We start from the raw sequence: 24,220 nt of genomic DNA on the forward strand, positions 1-24,220 counted from the left end.
AGCTTAAAAAAGCGGAGGTAAGAACAATTCAAAAAAAATAAGATGAAGATATTAGAAAATTTTCGCATTTGAGTGACTACGATAATGAATGATCTCAGAGAAAAATAATTCAATTTTTCATGCCAGCCACCCTTTTGTTCTATCTAAGGCTCATAGAGTCTATGAGAAAGCTGAGTGATTACGATCAAGGGTTTCTAACTGATGACCCTAAAATTGATGGAACAATTAATGTAAATTATTGTCAAAGTACATGAGGGAAAAAGATCATATAATAACAGACCAAGACTCCACACTGGTAAGTCTGTGCCAAAAAAAAGATTTAGCCGCTTTTGAAGAACTGGTGAGGAAGCACCAGCAGAAAATGTTGAATATTGCTTATAGAATGATCGGAAACTATGAGGAAGCTTGCGACGTTGTACAGGATGCCTTCGTCTCTGCTTATAAAAATATAAAGAGTTTTAAAGGTATATCCAAGTTCTCTACTTGGCTTTCAGTTATAGTGATTAACCATTCAAAAAAAAGCCTAAAGAAGTTAAAATCTCAACATTATCGTGAATCCGTGTCCGTATACAAGACTGTTAATATAGGTCATAACCAGATCTCAGTTGATCCCCCTTCAAGCGGTCCCCTTCCTGATGAAGTTATCGAGAGGGAGAACATACAAGAGAAGTTGCAGTTATGTCTAGACCGTCTTGAAAATGAATTCAGGGAAGTAGTCGTCCTAAGAGATATTCAGGGATTCTCATATAAAGACATAAGTCGAACGCTTACTATTGCGGAAGGCACCGTTAAATCCAGACTTTTTAGGGCAAGAGTCCTTTTGAAAAACTGCTTAAAGAGGTTTTTAGGAGTCATATAGATGAAAGATAAGAACGCTCTTACGATGGAAGAAAAACTTGCAGCTTATATCGAAGGCACTCTGTCTGAAGAAGAAAAGGCCATAATTGATGGGCAACTAAAAGAGTCTGAAGAAATGAGAGAGTCACTCTCTGATCTCAGAAAAACCATTCAAATCTTACAGGGCGCTGAGAAGGTAGAGACACCTAAATTATTCACTGAGCAGATTATTTCAAGGGTCAGAGAAGAAGCCCTGCAAAAAAAGGGAATGTTCGAACGATTTTTTTCCCCACTCCACACAAAATTACCAATACAGGCCTTTGCTGCAATCTTCTTAGTGGCGCTCTCTATTTTTATATACAAAGCCTACAAACCAGAGCTTGATAGAATCCGCTCTAATCAGGCAGGTATTCCTACTCAAAAGCAGCCACAACCTGAAGAGATTTGGGGAGATATAAAAATAACTGCGTATGTAAAGGACATCGATATTGCTAACAAAGAGACTCAGACAACTATCACAAACCTGGGCGGAATAATTTTAAGAAAGCAATCTTTCGAGGGTAAGAATATCCTCTTTGTATTACTCGATTTAAAACGTGTCAACGAACTCTATGAAGGATTAAAGCCAATTGGAGAAGTTGAGGAAGAAGGAGAATTAAGAAAAGTCAAAGGTGATGTAAAAATCAAGATTGAGATTTTGAAAAAATAGCCCACCATCAAGCACATATGGTGCCTGCATTCTTACTATCTCCCTCAAATCTATTTCTTGTGAATTCACACCCCTTAATAGTCAGTTAATTATTCCCCTTTTTACAATCACCCAACAGAATACAACTCTATTCATTATCAGTATTCATTAATCCTTCTATAAATGCTAAGACTATTCCGAAATATTCCGTGATCCTGACCCACCATTAAAAATTCGGGAACATTTCTAGAACCTTTTTTCTCTAATCTAATAACCTGAGAGTTCGAAAAACAGGATCAAAATGAAATGGAAGGAGGTGATGTCATTTGCTCTATGCGAAAGTGATATAATCGCCAACACATCAAAATTATCAAAACTCTAAAACTGAGGAGGAAACGAAAATGAAGGAACCTAAATTCTATGAATTCGGTTCTCGCATAAAACTTAATCATAAAAGGAGGTATAGAACGATGAAAAGATTTCTATGTATCTTTATATTAACATTTTTTTTATTTATCGCTGGGATAAATGAGGCTTATACTGACCCCTTCGCTGTAGTATCTAATGAATTTGACCTTACAATTAACACAATTGACCTAGGCACGAATCCGCCAACGGTCTTTGGGCCCTTTCTTGGTGGACAGTTGGGTGGTACGGGCCCCTTACAGGATGTTGCAACAACCCCTGATGGTAATTTCGCCCTGGTAGGTAACAGCGGCGCACAAACTGTCTTTCGAATTGACGTATCAGACCCTAAAAGTCCAACCTTGGCAGGCTCGATAAACATAGGATTAGGTTCGGTTGATGGAGAAATTGACATTGCTATCGCCCAAAATGGGCAGTTTGCTTTGACTGTAGGAGGTATGGAGAACCAGATCGCAGTTATTGACCTTTCAACTTTTACTCTCACAACAACATACACCCTTACTACCCCTGATTCAACTACAGGGTGTATCGCTATCGCACCTGATAATCAAACGGTGATTGTCTGTGATACCTTTAATAACAGAATCATTTTTGGACCTATAGATCCATCTTCAGGACTAACATCGGAAACTACTCTGGCAGCAGGGAATAGCCCCATTAACGCAGCTGTCTCTCCCGATGGCCAGACTGTTTTAGTGGCTAATTTCGCTGATTTATTTTTTGGCGTACCAGATGATACTGTAAGCGTTTACAGTATAACGGGTCCTGGTATGGTAGTGGCTGGAACTACACCCTTTGTCTCAGGGCTTCCAGGATTCCAGCAATCGATCGCGTTTTCTCCCGATGGGGATATGGCCTATGTGGTTTCAGTTCCCCCTTCTCCAAGCCAACTTTCCGAGCTGCGAATAAATGGACCCGGGGACGTTTCTCTTGGACCTGGAGTGGCAAATTTATTATCAGAATACAATGGTGGATTCTTTGGAGTCGATGTTGTTGGCGTAACTCCCGACGGACTCTTTGCTCTTGTTGGTAATAATTTTGATGCTGTTACTCCGTCCCCTGATGTTAGGTTAGTAAACCTTTCTGACTTTACGGTTACTAATATCGACACAGACAGCGACATACCTGTCGGCATTGGTATTATTCGTGCTGCCGTGACTCCGACTCCGACTCCAACACCAACACCAACGCCGACACCGACACCAACGGCTACACCAACACCCACACCAACACCCACACCTACCGCCTCGCCGACGACTACACCAACGCCGACACCAACACCCACACCAACTTCTAAACCCCGTAGCAAGGGCAACGGATGCTCACTCAGTGATTCAGCACAGATTGGAATAGGCTTAGCTAATGTTCTAATCCCTTTAATTCCAGCTTTTGCAATCGGCTTAAGAATGCGTAGAAGGAACAGAAGAGCTTCATGAGGAGGTGATGTCAATTGATTGTATCTAAGATTAGACAAGAACCCGTAAGTTAACTTAATCAAAACAAGGAGGAAACTAAAATGAAAAGAATGTTTAATATCATCAAACCTCGACTATCCACGGATGAGAAGAACGTTACAACCGAAGGTGGTAACAAGTATTTGCAAGTTGCAGTGACAGTGGTAGTGGCCGTCTTGTGTTCTATGATGCTGGGAACAATGGCTTTTGCCAAAGCCCCACCCAACGATGATTTTAACAAGGCGACAGTGGTCACTCAGCTACCTTTTACTGATTCCATCAACACGAGTGAAGCGAGGACGGCGCGCAACGACCCAGATTGCTCTGGGCAAGGACCGACAGTTTGGTATTCATACACTCCTGCTGCGGACATGCTGATTGAGGCTAATACCTTTGGAAGCGACTACGATACAACCTTGTCCGCATACATATTAGACCAGGGTCAGCTCATCCAGATCGCTTGTAATGACGATTGCTCGTCGTTGCAATCAGCTATTCTCATTGATGCTTCTACCGGTGAGACAGTGTTCTTCATGGTTGGATCTTTTGCTAGTGGGCCAGGCGGTAACTTGGTATTCAATGTCAACCTACCTCCCCCTCCGCTTCAGATCAACCTGACGCTCGATCCAGTTGGTTCGGTCTCGCCATCAACTGGGGTTGCTACCATCAGCGGCACGGTTACCTGCTCAAAACCTGCGGCTGTTAGCGTTTTTGGCAATCTAACTCAACTTTTTGCTCGACACGTAATTATCAGCGGGTTTCTCTTTTCGTTCTTCGAATGTTCAGGTGAAACAACTTGGAGTGCTCCCGTATTTAGTGATAACGGTCTCTTCTCAGCGGGGAAAGCCAGTGCTTCTGCCAGTGCTGACGCGTTCGCAATAGGCGGCTCTTGCTTCGACTCCGCATTTGACTTCGTAGAACCTACAAATGTGATGCTAAAAGGTTTGAAGTAGTGGCCAGCTTTTCCGCATGGCTGGGAATAGGTCCACGGCACAGTTCAACAAGGCTTATTCCATTCTAGTGGATAGACTTCACAAATTAACATATGGGAGGGGAAGTGGATGTCTATCAAGGAAAGGAGCAGAGAGCAAAAAGAGACCTGGCTATAAGCCTGCACCCCTTTGCAATGGTGGTGGTATTGCTAGAAATCAAACTCATTGTTACTAACTAAGGAAAAAAGTAAAGGAAGGCGGGTCAAAATGAAGGTATTTGAGTTCGCGGCGTTTGACTCATCTGGCAAGAAGAAATTTGGTACCGTAAGCGCTCGGAGCCTATTGCAAGCTAAAAGGAAGATACGGCAAAGAGGGTTCTAATTACTTTCAATTAAAATTGATGACCTCTCGGTTTCTTACACTCGAGATTCTTCCTCACTTTTTAAAGAGCTCAAGGAATTCTTCTTTTCTGGTGAAAGGATTAATATTTACAAATGATGGGGAATAAGCTCTTCCAAAGAAAGTGATGCCATTTTAACACCCCAGATTATCTACCAATCTTCAAAATTTCCCTTGACTAGAGCCTTTGACACGGTCTATAATCACGCCTGAGGGATAAACAAAGGTGATAGATGGGGGATGGTTATGTTATGAGAATACCTGAAAATTATACTAACCAGTCCTTACGCTCCTTCAACTAATCTTCCCCTATTAAAATGAAATTAACCAGAGAGAGATTATTAAGGAATTGGGCCTATTATAATAACTCGATTTCTTATATGCATTGGAAGGCCTTAAATAAAGGTTGACGATTCAGATGGTGGAGAGCGTAGTAATAAGAATTAAAGGTCTGTCTCTTAAGATTAAGATAGTTCTTCTATCTCTAATTATTCTCTCTTGCAGCGCTGTTGGAGGATTCCTGGCATTTCTTTTATCCGGTCCCGGCGGTTTACCCATAATTCCGGCGCTTATTGCCCCCGGTGGTAGACAGCTCGTAGTAACATCGAGTCATCCTTTAGTTAGATTCTTCTCTGAACCCCAAGTCGCAGTAGCCACACCCGATAACTCTAAAGTTTACGTTACTAACCTAAGGAGGGACTCGGTATCGGTAATAGATGTATTTACCAATAGAGTCATTACAGAGATACCTGTTGGTAGAGGACCCTCTGCTATAGCCGTAACCCCGGATGGTTCCAAGGCTTATGTAAGCAAGGAAGGTAGTCTTCCTGCCGAACCAGGGAATACTGTGTCGGTGATAGATATAAATACGGACAGGGTCATGTCCACAGTCACTGTGGGGCTTCTCCCCGTCGCTATATCAATTACCCCCGATGGTTCTAAGGCTTATGTCGCTAATTCCGGTAGCGTTACAGTGTCGGTGATAAAAATATCAGAAGACAGAGTTAGTGCTACAATAAACGTCGGATTTGACCCTGTTGATATAGCTATAACGCCCGACAACTCTAAGGCCTATGTAGCTAATCTATTGAGCAATTCTGTCTCCGTGATAGATGTACAGAAGAATAAAGTCATTAGAACGATAAATGTTGGTGCCGGACCCGCTGATATATCAATAACCCCGGATGGCTCAAAGGCCTATGTAACTAACACGGATAGTGATACGGTGTCGGTGATAGATATATCCGAAGATAAAGTGACCAGAACAATCTCCGTTGGATTCAGCCCCCTCATAGTCGCCATAACCCCCGATGGCTCGAAAGCCTATGTTACCAATAAAGTCAGTGACTCTGTCTCAGTGATAGGTGTATCAAATGACACAGTAATAAAAACGATCGCCGTTGGCAATATACCAATCGCTATAGGGATAACGCCGGATAGTTCCAAAGTATACATAGGTAATTGCAGTTGCGGTCTAGCTGTACTGGACAGGCCCGATACGGTATCTGTGATAAGCGCATCTACAGATGAGATTATCTCAACAATACCTGTCGGATTTGGACCCCTTGGTCTGGCAATAACCCCAGATGGCTCTAAGGTTTACGTGCCTAATGCTAATAGCAGCACAGTATCAATAATAAATGTATCTACCGACCAAGTCGTTGCTACAGTATCAGTCGGCTCTGGGCCTGCCGCTGTGACAATAGCGCCGGACGACACGAAGGTTTATGTGAGTAATTTTAACAATCCTGATAATCCAGGAAACACAGTATTAGTAATAGATGTTGGGACGAACACGATTATCGATGAAGTGATTGTTGGCCTAGGGCCTACGGGTATGGCAATAACACCTGATGGGACTAAGCTATATGTTGCGAATTTCGGTAGTATCTTTGAACCAGGCAATTCAGTATCTGTAGTAGATGTGGCAACGAATAGTGTTATCGATGAAGTGAATGTTGGAATCGGCCCAATCGCTATAGCAATAACCCCGGATGGCTCCAGAGTTTACGTGGCCAATTTTGGTAGCAGGAACTCACTCGGTGATACTGTAACGGTGATCGACGTAGCAACCGAAACGGTTAGTGATGAAATAAATGTTGGAGATGGACCTGCAGGCATTGCCATAACCCCGGATGGTTCTACAGCTTATGTTACTAATTTAGGTGGTGTCGATGACCCTCCAGATTCCCAAGCAGGCGGTACGGTATCGTTGATAGATATAGCAACCGACCAGGTTATCGATGAGGTAACTGTTGGTACCGGACCCCTTGGTATAGCACTAGCACCAGATGGTTCCAAGGCTTATGTTACCAGTTTCGGCAGTATTACCTCTCCGGGTGCTTCCGATCCAGGCAACATAGTGTCGGTAATAAACGTGGGAACAAACACAGTTATCGATGAAGTAACTGTCGGATTCGGACCCGCCGGTGTGGCAACAACACCAGATGGTTCAAGAATTTATGTTAGTAATTTGGATACCGGTAATGAGGTATTCGGCGGCTTAGGAGCGCTTAGTGACGCCGGTAACACGGTGTCAGTAATCGACGCTGGATCAAACGAAGTTGTATCGACTACCGAAGTAGGGAATAGACCCTTTGGGATCGCAATAACGAATGATGGAACGAAGGCTTATGTAGCGAATTATTTGAGCGGTACAGTGTCAGTGATAGATGTATCCACAAACTCGGTTATTGCCACGATACCTATTACTGAACCTGAAGATGAACTCTTAGCTGGCAGATTAGAAATCAAATAATTTTTTGCGGGGGGCGACGATATTTTGAAATCAAATTTGTTAAACGCCAAACTTTTCCTCCCGCTTATGGGTTTAGTGGGCGATTCTTTTTTGGAGAGCCCGCAGACTCGGGTTAAATGGCAGCTACAGGGTTCGCCGAATAGGAATCCGATCATCCTGAGCTCGTCGAAGGATGTTTCTTTTAGACTATATGAAAATCATTCGTCCATAGACCCTTCGATAAACTCAGGGCTCAGGTCAAACGGTTTTACAACCATTTCAAGAAACTGTTTTGCACTAAGCCGAAGGTGGAAAAGCAGATTTGGTCTTTTAATGATTTTTGTTATTACCATCTTATCGACCCTTACCCTCGTGCCAGGTTGTGGCGCAGGTGGAGAAAGTAGTGGAGAATCCCCAGTTGCTCCTAGTAATCGGAAGATATTTGTTGCTAATGTTTTCGGGAACATAATCACGGTTTTTGATGCCAACGACAGCGGGAATGTTGCCCCTGTAAGAGGCATCGGGTCAGACACGGGGCTGTTTTTACCATCAGGATTATTTGTAGATACGGAAAATAATGAGATATTTGTAACCAACCTCGACAATGACACAATCACAGTATACGAGAGAACAGATGCAGGGAATGTTTCTCCTAAAAGAACGATAGGGGGACCAAATACAGGCCTTTTCGGACCAGTACGAATATTTGTTGACACGAAAAATGACGAGATATTCGTCATAAATTCGTTCTTTGATGATAGCGTCGATCCGATTGAAACTTTTAGTTCGATCACGGTATATGGAAGATTAGATGAAGGAAATGTCTCGCCTAAAAGAACTATCGAAGGTCCAAATACCAGCATTGTTGTACCGGCTGGCATATATGTCGATACCAAAAATGATGAGCTCTTCATCACCAACCAACTTGGTAATACTGGGGTCCTAGTATTTCGACGAACGGATGATGGAGATGTCCCGCCTCAAAGAATTATAAACATATCAGAGCTAACGGATGAGGGCATATCTTTTTTCCCAAGATCGCTATACGTGGATGTAGAAAATGGCGAGATACTTGTTGGCCTCTCGGCTGTCTTTTCCCCGCTCTTGCCACCGCCATCGAATATAGAGCCAATTTTTGAAAACAGAATCAACGTATATATGAGAACAGATGAAGGGGATGTTACACCTTTAAGAACCATAGAAGGATCCAATACTGGGCTCAACGAACCAGAGGGGATATCCGTGGATGGAAAAAGTAACGAAATATTTGTCTCTAACTTCTTCAATAATACGGTCACAGTGTATGGTAGAACAGATACAGGGAACGTCCATCCCATAAGAACCTTATCTATAGTTGACTCAAACAGCGCAGGCGCTCTCCTCGACAGGGGAATGCTGACAAATTTATTCTTAGATACAGAGAATAACGAGCTATTTGTGACAAATCTGAATAACACGATCCTAGTTTATAGAAAAACAGATGAGGGAGAAGCTCTTCCCCTGAGAATTATAGGAGCAAATACGGGTCTTTTAAATCCAAAGTGGATATTCGCAGATACGAAGAATAACGAAATATTTGTGAGTAACTTTTCTAGTCGCCTGATTACAACATATGGATTAACAGATGAAGGGAATGTCGCACCTCTAAGGACCATATCCCAGGGAGAAGCAGATCAGACCGGGATCTTTGTGGCTACTGAACGTAACGAGATATTGGTAAACATATTTAGTCTTCCTTTTGCTATCACGACGTTAAGGAGAACCGATGAAGGCAATGTTGCTGCCTTAAGAATCATTGGCGGTGCCAATACAAGGCTTTTTGAATCAGAAGGTCTATATGTAGACTTGGAGAATAATGAGATATTTGTAACTAATGGAGCCGATATTAATATCCCAGGAGAAATCACAGTATATAGAAGGAGGGATTCAGGTGACGTTACACCCTTAAGAATTATATCCGGGCAGAATACGGAACTTTTACGCCCGCTTGGAATATTCGCAGATGCAGAACATGATGAACTATTTGTCACTAACCCATTTGACGACAAAATTTTAATATATCGTAGAGCGGACGACGGAAATGTTTCACCCATAAGGACTATAGAAGGGCCAAATACTAGGCTTTTTGCACCACTAGGAATCTTTGTAGATATAGAACAAGATGAGATATTTGTGACTAACGCCGCTGATAGAATCACAGTGTACAGGAGAACTGACGAAGGGAATGCAACTCCTTTACGAACCATAGAAGGACCAGCGACCAGGCTCGCTATACCATGGGGGATATTCGTAGCCGACTCACCTTAGATGGGAAGAGCATGAATAAAACCCATCTTCAAGAAATCATTATTAATTACATAGCGACTCTCCTGCTTTTATCGTTTTTTCTAGGTGCATGTGTAGCGGTAAAGCAGACTGATATAGAAATCAACGATGAACGTGTATTCCAAACTATCAAAGAGGGCGCGGAGCTCTATAATAAAGGGAAATATGACGAATCCTTAGAGAAGCTCTCTCAAGCTGAGAAAGAGTCTACTTTAACTCAGGATAAAATAAGAATCGCAGAAATTTTATCCAAAGGGGGCTTTGCACTCCTCGGGAAAAAACTGTTCAATAAGGCACTCTCATATTATGACCGCTCTCTAGAAATTAATAGTACTTTGGGTAATAAGCCCGGACTGATTAATGACTATAGTTACATAGGGAAAATATATACAGACCTTGGAAAATACGAAGAGGGAATTGAATCCATTCAGGAAGCCATAAGAATACAGAGGGAGTTAAAAGATAAGGCTGGGATAGCTCACAACCTAAATAACGTTGCCAACTTATATAGCTATCTCGGAAACTACCGGGAATCGATCAGGCTTTTAACCGAAGCCCTTGGAATCGGTGAGGAGATTAAAGATTCAAATCAGACTGCAAAGACACTCGTTAATCTAGCTACTATTCATTTCCGATTGAGACACTATCAGGAGTCCATCGAATACCTAAACCGTGCTTTTAAGATTGCCGATGAAGCAAAAGAAGAGAATCTAAAAGCCTACTCCCTTAATGTGATAGGTGTTGTCTATAGAGAGCAGGGCAACTATGAAAAGGCTTTGGACAATTACCAGAGGGCATTAGAAATTAATATGAAACTAGGTATTAAGTCTGAGATTGCTACAAATCTCAGCATCATAGGAGAACTCTATAAAGAGTTGGGACGTTACGACGATGCCCTCCGATATTTTGAAGATTCGCTACGTATGACTGAAGAACTCCAGGACCAACTAATGACTGCAATAACTATGAGTTACATTGGAGAAGTAAGATTTAAACAAGGGAATCACGGAGAAGCCCTTAGCCTCTATAACGAATCTTTAAGTGGTTTTAAGAAACTCGGCGTCAAAGATAGAATAGCAAGGAGCTTTAATCATATCGGCTACGTAGAAGGGGAAATGAAGAAATGGGACGCTGCAACTCGGAACTTTGATCAGGCAATATCAATCTATAAAGACTTGGGAGACCGTGAGTGGATTCATGTTGCTCTCTTTGGGAAAGGAGTTTATTTAGAGGAAAAGGGCGATATGGCTTCAGCCGAAAAGAGCTACAAAGAAGCCGTGGACGTTTTTGAATCAATTAGAGAGGATGTTGTAGGAGGGGAGGAAGGTCAGCAAATATTCAGCGACGTGAACGTAAAGATTTATGAAAAGCTCGTATCTCTGCTTATAAGACAGGGAAAAACGGAGGAGGCTCTCGAGTACATTCAAAGAAGCAGATCAAAATCCCTTCGTGATAACCTACGAAAGAGTGGTATTAGTTCCTTTGATGACAATGTTCGGGGTCAGCTTAGAAGATATGATGAACTTTCAAAACGAGAGGCTTCTATAAACTATGAGCTTCTCAGGGAGAAATCAAGATTATCGCCTAATCGGGAGAAGATAGACAACCTGTCACGGACCCTGGCAAAGACACGGGAGGAGTTTGATCAGGTAATCTCACGGCTAAAAGAAGATTACCCGAGAGCGTATGGTGTACTCGGCATATCACCACCGAATTTGTCGATTCTAAGAGAAGAGGGGGGACTTCCCCCGAACTTCACCATGTTGCAGTACTTCATTACAGAAGATGAATGTTATATTTTTACGGCCAGCCGATCCGGTATAACGGTTAAAAGTATCTCCATAAAAAAAGAAGAGTTGAATAGAATGGTGTCTGATTTTAGAAGATTGATTTTTGAAAGGTCTCCTTCTGGGGCACACAGGCTAAAGTTCACCTCAGATAATACTGCTAAAGATAAAAACCTCCTTGACGAACTCTCTTTAGGCTTATACAACATTCTTGTAGAACCGGTAAAAGAAGATATAGGAGACTCACAAATAGTAGGTATTATTCCTTTCGGAATTCTTAACTACCTACCCTTTCAGGCTTTATCCGAGCAAAAGGCAAATGGCGGATTAGAATTCTTTCTTGAACAAAAAAGTCTAGTTTATTTTACAAATATTGACCAACCAGGCCTAGCAGTAAGAAATGGAAAAGCGAAAAGTTTCGAAAACATAATTGCCTTTGGGAATCCGGACCTTAAGGATCCGAAGCTAGACCTTCCATATTCTAAGAAAGAGGTTCAGGCTATAAAGGATTTATTCCCGAGTGCCCTCGTATTTTTAGAAGGGGAAGCCACTAAAGATAACTTTAAGAAAAATTGGGACAAATACCCGAGAGTCCATATGTCTGCCCATGTGGTATTGAATGATGAAGGTCAATTTATCTTACTTGCCCCGTCCGATACAGGCAAAATCTCTACGACCGACATTACAGAGCTGACACCAGCAGAAAACATCGATTCCGTTGTACTTTCGGCTTGTAGTACGGCTATAGACCCTTTTCAAACAGATCCATCAGGCACCCAGCTTGCCACACTAGCGTTTGCTTTTGCCTGGGTGGAAGTTCCATACGTGATTGCAACGCTCTGGGACATAAGCGATCAGGGTACCGCTACTCTAATGAGGGATTTTTACAATAACCTTAAGGATGGGAAACCCCTGTATATAGCTTTTCGTGAGGCTCAGATCGATATGATTCAGAGACACGATAAATACTCTCATCCTTATTACTGGGCTCCTTTCGTATTGTTTGATAACTGGATGTAGTTAATTGAGAATACCCTGCAGTTGCTGCAATTGTTTGGATACGAGGGGATTAGTTTTAACTCATTCGTGCTTGCTAAAACACTACGCCGATCCCATAAGTTCTAATCTTCACTCAAGTCGATGAAAGACCAGCCCTGAAAGAACCTTTGGATAGAAATATGTTGTTTTGTGGGGCAACTTTTCATCCGCTAAGACTACTTCAAATATATCCAAGGCTGTAAGCGGAGGGAGAATAAAGCCAAGTACATATTGCCCACTTTTAACAAGCTCAGATACTTCCTTTATAGACTTTGTATAAAATATTTCCGATTTCTCTTCGGTAATTATCTCTTCAAGCACAACGTTATGTAGGAGCATCACCGCTAAATTCTTATACGATTCCGGAAAAAGGTTCTTGGGCGAAACCTTAATAACACTCTCAGTGTCTTTTGTCACCATGAGAAATTCCCGATGACCGATGGATGAGACGGCTTCATTAAAATCAATTCTCTTTATATTAAACCTCTCGCCTATTTTCTGAATGAAATTTTCTAGATCCAGGGAGTCGAGATTTTTTAAAACCCTGTGAGTAGGGTTGATCAAAAGTCCATCATCTTCAGCACGAGAGAGATACATCATCACGTATTCATATGGCCGCTCGCCAGACCCGGTACCCGGATCTTTCGTCTTTAGATTTCTATACTCGAGGGCTGTTTCATAACGATGATGCCCATCCGCAATTAGGAGATTACAATCTGACATCCTTGTTTTTATTTTCGATATTAAATCTTGGTCAGAAATCTTCCAGAGCCAATTCCTTACGCCATCTTTGTATAGGGAATCAATCAAGGGTCCATTTATACGTTTGTCTATATCCTTTTCTATCAACCCTTCAGGATCAGAATAAATAGAAAAAACTGGGCTTAGGTTCGCCTTGCATGCCAGCGTTAGCTTCAACCTGTCCATCTTGGGTTTGGGAAATGTCCTTTCGTGAGGCAGAATAATCTTCGTGGAAAAATCCTCTATCCTGACAGCAGCAATAAATCCCCTTCGCCTAATCTGTTTCCCATCTATATTAAATTCCTGGTGATAGGGATAAATTGAGGGCTCGGTATCCTGAATTAGAACATTATCAGAAATCCAATTTCTAAAGGTTTCACCGGCTTCAGAGTATTTCTTTTCACCATCGCACTTAGAAAGGATTAGGCGAACTACATTATAAGGACTTACACGGTAAAGCTCTTCCTGTTCTTCTCTACTAATTACATCATAAGGAGGGGCAAGAACCTTTATTACATCGTCAATTTTCTTTGGATTGTAACGAAAGCCGCGAAACCCGGTTACAACAGACATTAAAAAAATTCCTCAATCAATTCTCTACTAATCTCACCCTCCCTGATAATCGATGGTGGAGATTTTGTCAAATCAACTACGGTAGAACCCTTTGACGGGTGTAGAGTACCCGAATCAATTATAAGGTCAACCTTAGAGTTAAACGCATCATATATACCTTTTATATCGTATAAATTACCCCCTCCACTGATATTTGCGCTAGTAGATGTTAATGGCTGTGAAATATACCTGAATAACTGTTTCACGAATGGATGGTTCGATATTCTGACAGCTACTTTTCCAGTATCTGCTGTGATGAGGCCTGGGAAGTTTATCTTTTCATCGAGCACAAGAGTTAGTGGGCCCGGAAGAAAACTACGAATAAGCTTAGATGCCTGTTCTGTTACAATTGCCACTTCACGAAACATCTCAATATCTCTTACAAGTAGTGGAATGGGCTTACCGTACGGTCTACCTTTTGTAACAAAAACTCTCCTCACAGATATCTCACTTAGGGCATTAGCACCTAGTCCGTAGAGTGTTTCAGTGGGATATATTACTACCCCTCCATTATTTATCATCAATGCTGCAATTGCAGGTGATTCAGGGTTTTTTTCTTTAATTACTTCTGTCAATGACTAAGCGCTCCGATTCCGTAATTGCGATAAAAGGTGAGTCGTAATTTTATAAAAGCATTTTTGAACATAATTCCCCAATCAAAGTTTTAATATTTAGAATGGCAGAATTAACTCAAATTCTCCACCCGCCATAATAGAATAAGGCCTTCTCATGCCCCAAGATGCCCGAAGCATAGCAAAGTCCAACTTTTGGATCAAACGGCATCATGTCAGAGCCGAAGATTATATTAGCATCCATTTCATCCAGCATTTTTATAGGGTTTATAATAGAAGCCCTTTCATCTCCCAATGCCTTCTTGTAAGTCTCCATGAACACAACATTAAAGTTAGGCTGTACACATAGAGTAATACCCATTTCATTCAGCCTTTTAACCTGATCCAGGCTTATCAATTCGGCATGTTCTATCCGATGCCCCTTTAGCCTAGTGCTCGCCTTTTCGAAGGAATTCACAGCAGCCTCTATGGCTCCATCTCCTATCGCATGCACAGAAATTTTTAATCCTTTTTTTTCAAGTTCAACGATTATAGAAATCAATTGCTCTTCAGTTAGTAAAAGATTACCTCTACTGGCTCGATCGAAATACCTCTCTTTCAGATAAGCTGTCCTAGCACCGATAGAACCGTCAATAAAGATCTTTACCCAGCCAAGTTTTATTGACTCGTCCTCTCCGTAAATGTCAAATATCTCTAAAACTCTTTTATAATCCTCGTAGTAAGGCATTATAACGACATTCAATTGTAAGTCCCCCTTTTCCCTGATCATAAAATATGTATGTGCAACGTCATAATCGACAAAATCATGGACTTCCAGAATCCCTCTTGAAAGAGCTTCTGTTTGCGCCTGAAGCAATGGTTTCATTATATCCTTAGGCTTCAGTAAAGAGGCTATATACCTGAGTAATTCCTCAAAAACATATCCCTTTTCTTCATCAAAATTCTGGGATGGCTTCAAGTTGAAATCTTCAATGACTTTATTATTTATCACTCCCACATGTCCATCTATGCGTATAAGAAGCACGTGGAAAGGAAATCCATTAATGTCGTGTTTGGTTATCGTCTCGCCCAGTAATTCCTCGCTCCAGCCCCATGCAATTACTGGTCTCACCGCCGCGCTTTCCAACATATCAATCAGATCCTTTTTGCTCCTTGCATTTTCTACAGGAACAGATTTAAGCGCAAAAAGTTCTAGATGGGTATGCGCATCTACAAATTTCATAAACTAAATATAAACGATATTAAATGTTTGTTGTATTTCATCCTATTTAATAATCTTGATTATATCCGTAATGTGTCTGAGAGATTGTCATTATTAACTTGTTTCAGGAATTAAAGAAATCCCGAGATAAACTCTGATTGACGAGTAATGGAAGACGAAAGCCATCCTCTAGAAAATAAATAAATGTAATGTAGCAGCGACCTCCCTTCGATCCTTCGACAGTCCGGCATGCCTGTGCTGAGCTATGTCGAAGCGCTCACTGCTCAGGACTTAAGGACAGGTTAGGTCGCCATCATTATCCCGGCTAGAAGCCACTCCTCCTGTCGCTAGGTGAGGTTCTCTAGCCTCGACTCCCTCCGCTATTTTTATTTACATTTCTTACCAGGCCTTTTATGAGCAAAGCCGAGGTGTTTGAAATGATAATGAGAGATCCTGAATCGAGTTCAGGATGACAAAAAAGGTTAGGTCACGATTAGAATGGTATAGCCCACTCAGTATGATATAATTGTTTTGTTATAAAGACTTAAGCTTGAAACTATCATGAGCAGCAAACCGGCAAACTATTCAAGTAAGTGGAAAACCCTCTTTGCTGAAAGGCTGATTCAGATTTTAGGCGAAGAAGGGGTAATTTCTTCACCCGATGAACTGATCGCCTACGAATGTGATGCACTAACAGCATATAGTATCAAGCCAAAATTTGTAGTTCTTCCAAGATCAACAAGAGAGATTTCTGAGGTTATAAAATTATGCAATCAAGAAAAAATACCATTTGTTCCAAGGGGTGCGGGAACAGGTCTCTCAGGGGGTGCGCTACCAACTGAAGAGGGAATTGTGATATCTCTAGCACGTATGAACCGAATATTAGAGGTTGACATCGAGAATCAGCGAGTAGTTGTTGAGCCTGGTGCGATAAACGTATGGGTTACCAATGCAATTAGCAGCAGTGGATATTACTATGCTCCTGATCCGTCCAGCCAGATTGTATGCACCATTGGTGGAAACGTAGCCGAAAACTCAGGAGGTGTCCACTGCCTAAAATACGGCGTTACTACGAATCATGTTCTCGGCTTAGAGGTGGTCCTGCCGGATGGCGAAATAGTACAGTTGGGTGGAAAAACCACAGATAGACCCGGCTATGATCTAGTTGGGCTGTTTGTAGGCTCGGAGGGATTATTAGGAATTGTCACAAAGGTAGTTTTACGAATAATTAGAAAACCAGAATCTGTCAAAACATTCCTTGCAGCCTTTGAGAAAATTGAAGATGCTGGTGGTGCCGTTTCCGGAATCACGGCAAAGGGAATAATCCCTGCTGGCATGGAAATTATGGATTACTTTAGCATCAAAGCAGTTAATATGGCTGTTCAGGCAGGGTATCCCGATGATGTGGGAGCAATACTCCTGGTAGAGCTAGATGGACCTGTTGATGAAATTGAAGCCGGGATGCCACTTGTCTTGGAAGTACTAAAGAAAAACAATGCAAAAGAGATAAGGATTGCAAAGGATGATGAACAAAGGGCATTATTTTGGAAGGGCAGAAAAAGTGCCTTTGCCGCGATGGGACGAATTAGCCCGGACTATTATGTACAAGACGGTGTTATTCCGAGGAGTAAGCTTCCCGAAGTACTTAGAGAGATCAACATCTTAAGCACGGAATATGGACTCCGAGTTGCAAACGTCTTTCATGCTGGGGACGGCAATCTGCATCCCCTCATCCTTTACAACTCTTCTAAGCCGGGAGACACTGAGAAAACTGGAGAGTTGGCTGGTGATATTTTAAAGGTTTGCGTTGAAGCCGGTGGAAGCATAACTGGCGAACATGGAGTTGGATATGACAAAAAACAGTTTATCTCCACTATGTTTGATGAAAATGATCTGGATACCATGAATCTTATACGATGCAGTTTCGATCCTAATGGACTCTGTAACCCGGGTAAATTATTCCCAACCCCCCGCACATGTGTCGAACAAGGAGGTCAATCCTATAAAGTACATCCAATACAAAAAGCGGGGATGGGTGAGATGTACTGATAACTTTCATATTTTAATACAATCCGAAAATCTAATCGATATAAGCATAAATTAAATCATTATTTATGTTAGGGCCAATCAAAGAGATAAGCAACATAGTTGGAAGGACCAATATTTTCGACCAATCACACCAGCTGGAAGACTATTCAGTGGATGGTAAAACTCCAAGCCTCATTGTGTTTCCAAATACCAAAGAAGAAATCTCTGAAATCATAAAACTCGCCAATCGAGAGTCGCTATCTGTTATACCGTGGGGTGGTGGTACAAAAATCGGTATAGGTAACAAGCCGGAAAAGGCAGATATCATAATAATTACAAATAGACTCAACCGACTCATTGAGCATAACGACTCTGACCTTGTTGCCACTACAGAATCAGGCATCACTTTACATGACTTCCAAACAGCCCTTAAAGATAAAAATCAATCACTGCCTATAGATCCTCCCCATCTGAAAAGAGGTGCTACTATCGGAGGAATAATTGCCACCAATGACAGTGGCCCAAAAAGACTCAGATCCGGAACAACACACGGAACAATGAGGGAGCTCATATTAGGGATTAAGATTGTTCGTCCAGATGGTGAAATTGCTAAGGCCGGTGCTAAGGTCGTTAAAAACGTGGCCGGATATGACATACCGAAACTCTTCGTTGGTTCTCTCGGTACACTCGGCATAATTGTCGAAGCGACATTGAGACTCTACACAATTCCAGAGTATTCCCAAACCTTCATTGTCAGCTTACCCTCACTTCAGACGGCGCATGAAACAGCCCTTTCAATCTTAAACTCTTCTCTCACCCCCGCATGCCTTGAATTAGTTAATTCGTCTCTATCCGAGTCTATCTCCACCAAGCTGAAACTAAATTTAAAGAGTAATGAGTATGTACTGGCGATAAGATTTGAAAGTGTTGAAAAGGCTGTAAAGAGTCAGTCAGCTAAATTGAAGGAAATATGCTCAAGCCACAAGGGTCAAGGAGTGATTCTTGAAGGCGAAATAGAAGAAAAATTCTGGTATGAAATCACAGAATTTCCCTGGACACAAGATAAAGACAAAACGGCTGTTTGTAAGGCAAGTGTTTTAATTAAAGATTTATCAATTATTTTTGAGAAATTAGAGGATATTTCCAAAAATTCCGGACTTGGCATTCTAGCATCGGCACGTGCCGGCAATGGTGTTTTAATAATTTCATTGGACGGCGAAATTCCGAACGTTATTAAGGCTGCCATATCACTTCGTGAACTGGTAAATTCATTAAATGGCACTATGATAATTCAACAAGCTCCTCCTTCGATCAAATCCGAGATTGATGTTTGGGGTGAAATAGGGTCATCCCTATCTATCATGAAAAAATTAAAATCCCAATTCGACCCAAATGGCGTAATTAACCCCGGCAGATTTGTAGGTGGGATTTAGATGATTAGAAGAGAAGATAAGGAAGGCTGGTTTTTAATAAATCAACATGACCACGCAGTCCTTTCAGGACAAATCATGAATTTCTGGGGCAATGATGCCTTTGAACCACCCGATCCCCGGGATGAAGTCCTTTTTGCAATAACAGAACACGATAACGGCTGGAGGGAGTGGGATTCCTCTCCAAGGGTCAACACTCAAACTCGGTTTCCCATGAATTTCATGGAGATGGACTTTCCTGACCAGGAAATAATTTGGAAAAGAAGTTATGAGAGATACTCGTCCGATCACCCCTATGCTTCAGCTTTGATAGCGCTCCATTTCAGGGTCTTCAATCAAAAAATAATTGATACGAATGAAGGAAATAGTGAACCTGGGAGTTTAAACCTCGAAATGAATAGATTCATAGCCAGTTCCCTAAATCTGGAGTGCTCAAATTCTGATTTGCCACCCCTTCCAAGAAAAGCAAAAATAGATTTAAGGCTTGTGCAAGTTGGCGACATAATCTCTTTGGCTCTTTGTCATGGATGGCATACAACCGAGATTGACTCGGTGCCCCTTAACTATGATGGAACGGCTTTTAAACTGAAGTTAATATCAAGCGATGGTAAAAATTATAATATTAACCCTTTCCCCTTTTCTCAAGATATACTAAGATTTCAAATAATTGGGAAAAAAGCAAATCAAAAAAGATTTAATAGTGACAAAGAGCTCCGGCAAATATTGAATGAATCCAACGTTGAAGCTCTTGAATTATCAATTAAGAGTGAATGAGAATAATAATCGAAGAAGGGACAACAAAATTTCAGGCGTTTGATGAAATAGATCGGCCCAGTCCCGACCTAATTCAGGACTGCGTTCACTGCGGTTTCTGCTTATCAGCGTGTCCTACCTATCTCGAAACCGGAAATGAATTGGATTCCCCAAGAGGAAGAATTTACCTGATGAAATCCGCTTTAGAAGGCAAAATACCAATGGGTGGCTCCCTGGTAAAACACCTGGATATGTGTCTGGGATGCATAGCCTGTGAACCTGCCTGTCCCTCAGGTGTTAAATATTCAAGGCTTATAGAATCAGCTAGGTCTCAGATTGAAAGACGCTACGAAAGACCATTTTCAGATAAGCTTCACCGACTCCTGATATTTTCAATTTTCCCTTACCCCAAAAGGCTAAGATTACTTCTTCCATTACTTTATTTATATCAAGTGAGCGGACTAAAACATTTGGTCCATACTTCAGGCATACTTCGAAAGATTTCTTCAAGGCTTTCAAAAATGGATGATATGCTGCCAGCTATCAAATCTTCAGAACTATTTCCATCAACGCCAAATCTTATACCTGCAATGGGAAAAAAACGTTATAGAGTCGCATTCCTCAGTGGATGTGTTCAGAGTGTTTTATTTCCTCATACAAATGAAGCAACTGTCAGGGTCCTATCCGAAAACGGTTGTGAGGTGGTCGTGCCCAGAAATCAGGGATGTTGCGGGGCGCTCTCACTTCATTCAGGAAGAATGTCAGAAGCAAGAGATTTTGCACGAACAAACATAAATATCTTTGAAAGATCTGATTATGATGCGATTATTGTAAATTCCGCAGGCTGTGGTTCCGCTATGAAAGAGTATAAAGATCTTCTCAAAGGAGATGAGTCTTACGCAGAACGTGCCGAAAGGATAAGTAATAAGACAAAAGACATAATGGAGTTTTTGGACGAAATAGGGCTTGAGGGAGAACTAAGGGAAGTAAAATGCCGGGTTACTTACCAGGATGCATGTCATATCGCCCAGGCGCAGAGAATAAAATCACAGCCGAGAGACATAATAAAAAAGATCCCCGGAATTGAATTCATAGAACTTCCAGAATCAGAGCTCTGCTGTGGAAGCGCAGGGATTTACAACCTCGTCGAACCTGAAATGTCGGAAAAGCTACTTGAAAGAAAGATCAGAAATCTCAAAGAAACAAATGCTGAACTTTTGATAGCGGGAAACCCCGGCTGCCTCCTTCAGATTCAAATGGGTATAAGAGAAAATGGATTAAACATCAAAGCCGCCCACCCAGTTGAATTACTCGATTGGGCGTACCGGGGGGACTATTCTTTGCTTGGTAAGAATAACCGAAATCTATAGAGAGTTTTTACATCGCAGTGAAAAACGGTGATATTGAAGAGTCGGTTTAGATATGGATTTAATTTATCTCGACTATAACTGCTTTCAGAGAGGCTTCGATGACTTCCGGCAGATGAGAATCCAGATGGAGAGTCTGGCATGCCAAGAGATATTTGTAAAAGCAGAAAGAGACGAAGGTCGAGATGATAGGCTAATTAAGTGGCTTAAAAGATTAAAACTTGAGATAGTAATTATGAATCCGGTAGATTATATTAGACAGGAGATGAGCTAATGAAGAAGAAGAAAATAATGGACGATGCCGAAATAAGGATCAGTGGGATAGAAGAGTTAAACAAGGCGCTTGGCCCCACCGCAGCCCTTAGATTTCTGTCTATGCTACATCGTGAACCAACAGACTATGTAGACATCTCTCGACGACTATATAAAGGACAAACAATAGACGAGATATTTAACCGAGCAAAAAAACATTGGAAGGAATAAATCTATCGAACTTCCAGGGTCTGAGCTCTGCTGTGGAAGCGCAGGGATTTACAACCTCGTCGAACCTGAAATGTCAGAAAAGCTACTTGAAAGAAAGATCAGAAATCTCAAAGAAACAAATGCTGAACTCTTGATAGCGGGAAACCCCGGCTGCCTCCTTCAGATTCAAATGGGTATTAAACGACATGGTTTAAACATTAAAACCGCTCATCCGATTGAGCTCGTGGATTGGGCATATAGTGGAACTCGAAATTTTACTTGAAAAATCTTACTTATAAAGATTTATTATTTGGAAAAAAGGGTAGATTTTTTGTAAAATTAGAATTATCCTTTTCATTATGAATTCTTGAGCTTTACAGAACCCTAAATTCTTAAAAATAATATGGAAATAATTGCCAATTTAATACTTGGAGATTGTAAAGAAGAATTAAAAACATTGGAAGATGATTCAATCGATTTAATAGTAACCTCTCCACCATATGCGGATCAAAGGAAAAATACGTACGGGGGAATTCATCCAAATAAGTACGTTGAATGGTTTTTACCAATTTCTAAAGAGTTACTAAGAGTCCTAAAGCCCACTGGAACTTTTATATTGAACATAAAAGAAAGAGCATTCAATGGTGAACGCCACACTTACGTACTGGAACTAATTTTGGAAATGCGAAATCAAGGGTGGTTATGGACAGAGGAATATATGTGGTGTAAAAAAAATTCCTATCCTGGAAAATGGCCAAACCGCTTCAGAGATTCATGGGAAAGGCTCCTTCAATTTAATAAAAATAAGAGATTTAAGATGTTTCAGGAAGCCGTTATGGTTCGAATGGGAGACTGGGCAAGAACTAGGCTAAGGAATTTAAGTGCTACTGATAAAATTAGGGATGAATCAAAAGTTGGGAGCGGCTTTGGGAAAAATGTCTCTAACTGGTTAGGTAGAGATAAGGTATATCCAACCAATGTATTACACATGGCAACCGAATGTAATAATAAAAAACATAGTGCGGTATTTCCCGAGTCTTTACCAGAATGGTTTATTAAACTCTTCACGGAAGAACAAGATTGGGTATTGGATCCATTTATGGGATCTGGAGCAACTATTAAAGCATCGCAGAGACTCCGAAGAAACTCTATAGGGATAGAAATAAAAAAAGATTATTACAATTTTGCCTCTTCTGAAATACACCCCAAAAAATATTTCCTACTTGAGAAAAAGAGGCGATATGAAATCAATCGAAACTAAAAATGTAACGGAATATGTTGAACATAACATAGGTATTTTTCACACTAAACGTTTACAAAACCTTGAGGAACTAAAATTAAATGAAGTCTTACAAAGAAAAAACCCATATTTATTCAAGGCAAGGAACATTCTAACTGCCTATGATTTAGTAAAAACACTTCTCGATGCATATCTATCTTCTCAAGAAGAAGCGATATTCGGTGATTTTCTGGAAGGTTTAGCTATTTTCATAAATGAAAGAGTTTATAATGGAAAAAAGTCTTCCGCAGATGGTATTGATTTAGAATTCGATAAAGATAGAATCAGATATATAGTTTCAATTAAATCTGGTCCAAACTGGGGTAATAGTCGCCAAATTAATAAATTGAAAGAGGATTTTAGAAAGGCGAAAAGAATTCTAAGAACTAGCAGCTCGCACCAACAGATTGTTGCTGTAAACGGATGTTGTTATGGTCGAGATAACAAACCAGACAAGGGAGACTATTACAAATATTGTGGGCAAAAATTTTGGGAATTTATTTCTGGAAACGAATCCTTATACCTGGACATCATTGAGCCACTAGGCCATAAAGCAAAGGAGAAAAATGAGGCTTTTTTGGAAGCTTACTCCAAGATAATTAATAAATTTACATTGGAATTTATCCAACAATATTGCAAGGACGGAAAAATAGACTGGGATGCGTTAGTTAAATTTAATTCTTCAACTGAAAAACCGAAGAGAATAATACCAAAGAAATAATTCATGCACTTTTAAATAAATGAATCAAACAAGGATTTAAGGCTGCTTATCCCGTCAGATTCTTCTTAATTTTACTCAAATTAAAGCGTGAAAGTTCTTCGTCCCCGAAAGTACCGACTCTAATCGTAATCTCCGTAATATTGTCTCCCTGCCTCTTAAGGCTTATTCGCACCTTCTTGTTATCGGCCGTCATTGCTTCGAGCATTCCGGCTGTCGCATCGCTGTATTTGTCAGTTACCACCAATTGCAACTCATCGACTGCCTTTTCTGTTGCTTTCCAAACTGTAGGCACATTATATACCTTAGTAGCCTTCAATTCGCCTTTTATGTAAGCGACTGTTCCGGCTCCGGCTGCTACACCGGCTGCCCCTCCAACGGCAGCAGCAACACAACCAATATTCAAAAGTGGAATAATTCCAAGCAATGCAAAA

Annotated in this window: 20 protein-coding genes; 16 read left to right on the forward strand and 4 right to left on the reverse strand. The window is 41.1% G+C overall.

Translation table 11 applies throughout. The features are described 5' to 3' along the window. Positions 1-238 precede the first annotated feature (238 nt). The 7 genes from VGA95_13560 to VGA95_13590 all read left to right on the forward strand — a co-directional run bounded on the left by VGA95_13560 (position 239) and on the right by VGA95_13590 (position 12,605). A complete protein-coding gene (locus tag VGA95_13560) occupies positions 239-859 on the forward strand; it encodes an RNA polymerase sigma factor (GenBank protein HEX9667569.1) in 621 nt (206 codons plus the stop codon). Continuing rightward, positions 860-1,546: a hypothetical protein gene (locus VGA95_13565; GenBank protein ID HEX9667570.1), complete on the forward strand. Its 687-nt coding sequence runs from the start codon at positions 860-862 to the stop codon at positions 1,544-1,546. A 380-nt stretch (positions 1,547-1,926) separates the two neighbouring features. Further along, positions 1,927-3,387, forward strand: a complete 1,461-nt coding sequence (locus VGA95_13570; protein ID HEX9667571.1) for a beta-propeller fold lactonase family protein — start codon at positions 1,927-1,929, stop codon at positions 3,385-3,387. Positions 3,388-3,467: 80 nt separating this feature from the next. Next, entirely contained in the window at positions 3,468-4,358 is an 891-nt protein-coding gene (locus VGA95_13575) for a hypothetical protein (GenBank protein HEX9667572.1), read from the forward strand. Positions 4,359-5,142: 784 nt separating this feature from the next. Further along, on the forward strand, positions 5,143-7,494 hold the full coding sequence (locus VGA95_13580) for a beta-propeller fold lactonase family protein (protein HEX9667573.1): 2,352 nt from the start codon (positions 5,143-5,145) through the stop codon (positions 7,492-7,494). 24 nt (positions 7,495-7,518) lie between these two features. Further along, the gene (locus tag VGA95_13585) at positions 7,519-9,780 is read left to right on the forward strand and encodes a hypothetical protein (GenBank protein HEX9667574.1); all 2,262 of its coding nucleotides are present in this window, start codon (positions 7,519-7,521) and stop codon (positions 9,778-9,780) included. Between the two features lie 11 nt (positions 9,781-9,791). Further along, positions 9,792-12,605: a CHAT domain-containing tetratricopeptide repeat protein gene (locus VGA95_13590; protein HEX9667575.1), complete on the forward strand. Its 2,814-nt coding sequence runs from the start codon at positions 9,792-9,794 to the stop codon at positions 12,603-12,605. Between the two features lie 108 nt (positions 12,606-12,713). Here the strand turns inward: VGA95_13590 and VGA95_13595 are convergent, their stop codons facing one another. The 3 genes from VGA95_13595 to VGA95_13605 form a co-directional block, all read right to left on the reverse strand. After that, a complete protein-coding gene (locus VGA95_13595) occupies positions 12,714-13,937 on the reverse strand; it encodes a DUF1015 domain-containing protein (GenBank protein HEX9667576.1) in 1,224 nt (407 codons plus the stop codon). Then, on the reverse strand, positions 13,937-14,551 hold the full coding sequence (locus VGA95_13600; GenBank protein HEX9667577.1) for an L-threonylcarbamoyladenylate synthase: 615 nt from the start codon (positions 14,549-14,551) through the stop codon (positions 13,937-13,939). The genes VGA95_13595 and VGA95_13600 overlap by 1 nt, the downstream gene beginning before the upstream one ends. A 115-nt stretch (positions 14,552-14,666) precedes the next feature. After that, entirely contained in the window at positions 14,667-15,770 is a 1,104-nt protein-coding gene (locus VGA95_13605) for an amidohydrolase family protein (protein HEX9667578.1), read from the reverse strand. A 540-nt stretch (positions 15,771-16,310) separates the two neighbouring features. Here VGA95_13605 and VGA95_13610 point away from each other — a divergent pair. The 9 genes from VGA95_13610 to VGA95_13650 all read left to right on the forward strand — a co-directional run bounded on the left by VGA95_13610 (position 16,311) and on the right by VGA95_13650 (position 23,789). After that, on the forward strand, positions 16,311-17,798 hold the full coding sequence (locus VGA95_13610; GenBank protein ID HEX9667579.1) for an FAD-linked oxidase C-terminal domain-containing protein: 1,488 nt from the start codon (positions 16,311-16,313) through the stop codon (positions 17,796-17,798). A gap of 149 nt (positions 17,799-17,947) precedes the next feature. Further along, positions 17,948-19,210, forward strand: coding sequence for an FAD-binding oxidoreductase (locus tag VGA95_13615; GenBank protein HEX9667580.1), 1,263 nt, complete (start codon positions 17,948-17,950; stop codon positions 19,208-19,210). Then, positions 19,211-19,981: a DUF3891 family protein gene (locus VGA95_13620; GenBank protein ID HEX9667581.1), complete on the forward strand. Its 771-nt coding sequence runs from the start codon at positions 19,211-19,213 to the stop codon at positions 19,979-19,981. Next, on the forward strand, positions 19,978-21,330 hold the full coding sequence (locus VGA95_13625; protein HEX9667582.1) for a heterodisulfide reductase-related iron-sulfur binding cluster: 1,353 nt from the start codon (positions 19,978-19,980) through the stop codon (positions 21,328-21,330). Before VGA95_13620 ends, VGA95_13625 begins: the two co-directional genes overlap by 4 nt. 52 nt (positions 21,331-21,382) lie before the next feature. Next, entirely contained in the window at positions 21,383-21,601 is a 219-nt protein-coding gene (locus tag VGA95_13630) for a hypothetical protein (GenBank protein HEX9667583.1), read from the forward strand. Continuing rightward, positions 21,601-21,810, forward strand: coding sequence for a hypothetical protein (locus VGA95_13635; protein ID HEX9667584.1), 210 nt, complete (start codon positions 21,601-21,603; stop codon positions 21,808-21,810). The genes VGA95_13630 and VGA95_13635 overlap by 1 nt, the downstream gene beginning before the upstream one ends. Before the next feature lie 4 nt (positions 21,811-21,814). Further along, entirely contained in the window at positions 21,815-22,072 is a 258-nt protein-coding gene (locus VGA95_13640) for a (Fe-S)-binding protein (GenBank protein ID HEX9667585.1), read from the forward strand. A 120-nt stretch (positions 22,073-22,192) separates the two neighbouring features. Continuing rightward, a complete protein-coding gene (locus VGA95_13645; GenBank protein HEX9667586.1) occupies positions 22,193-23,050 on the forward strand; it encodes a site-specific DNA-methyltransferase in 858 nt (285 codons plus the stop codon). Beyond that, complete coding sequence (locus VGA95_13650; GenBank protein HEX9667587.1) at positions 23,031-23,789, forward strand: PmeII family type II restriction endonuclease; 759 nt, start codon at positions 23,031-23,033, stop codon at positions 23,787-23,789. Before VGA95_13645 ends, VGA95_13650 begins: the two co-directional genes overlap by 20 nt. A gap of 46 nt (positions 23,790-23,835) precedes the next feature. Here VGA95_13650 and VGA95_13655 read toward each other — a convergent pair. Further along, on the reverse strand, positions 23,836-24,220 hold a 385-nt coding region (locus VGA95_13655), incomplete at its 5' end, for a DUF3568 family protein (protein ID HEX9667588.1).

The sequence above is a fragment of the Thermodesulfobacteriota bacterium genome, from assembly GCA_036397855.1.
GTDB lineage: Bacteria > Desulfobacterota_D > UBA1144 > Nemesobacterales > CSP1-2 > DASWID01.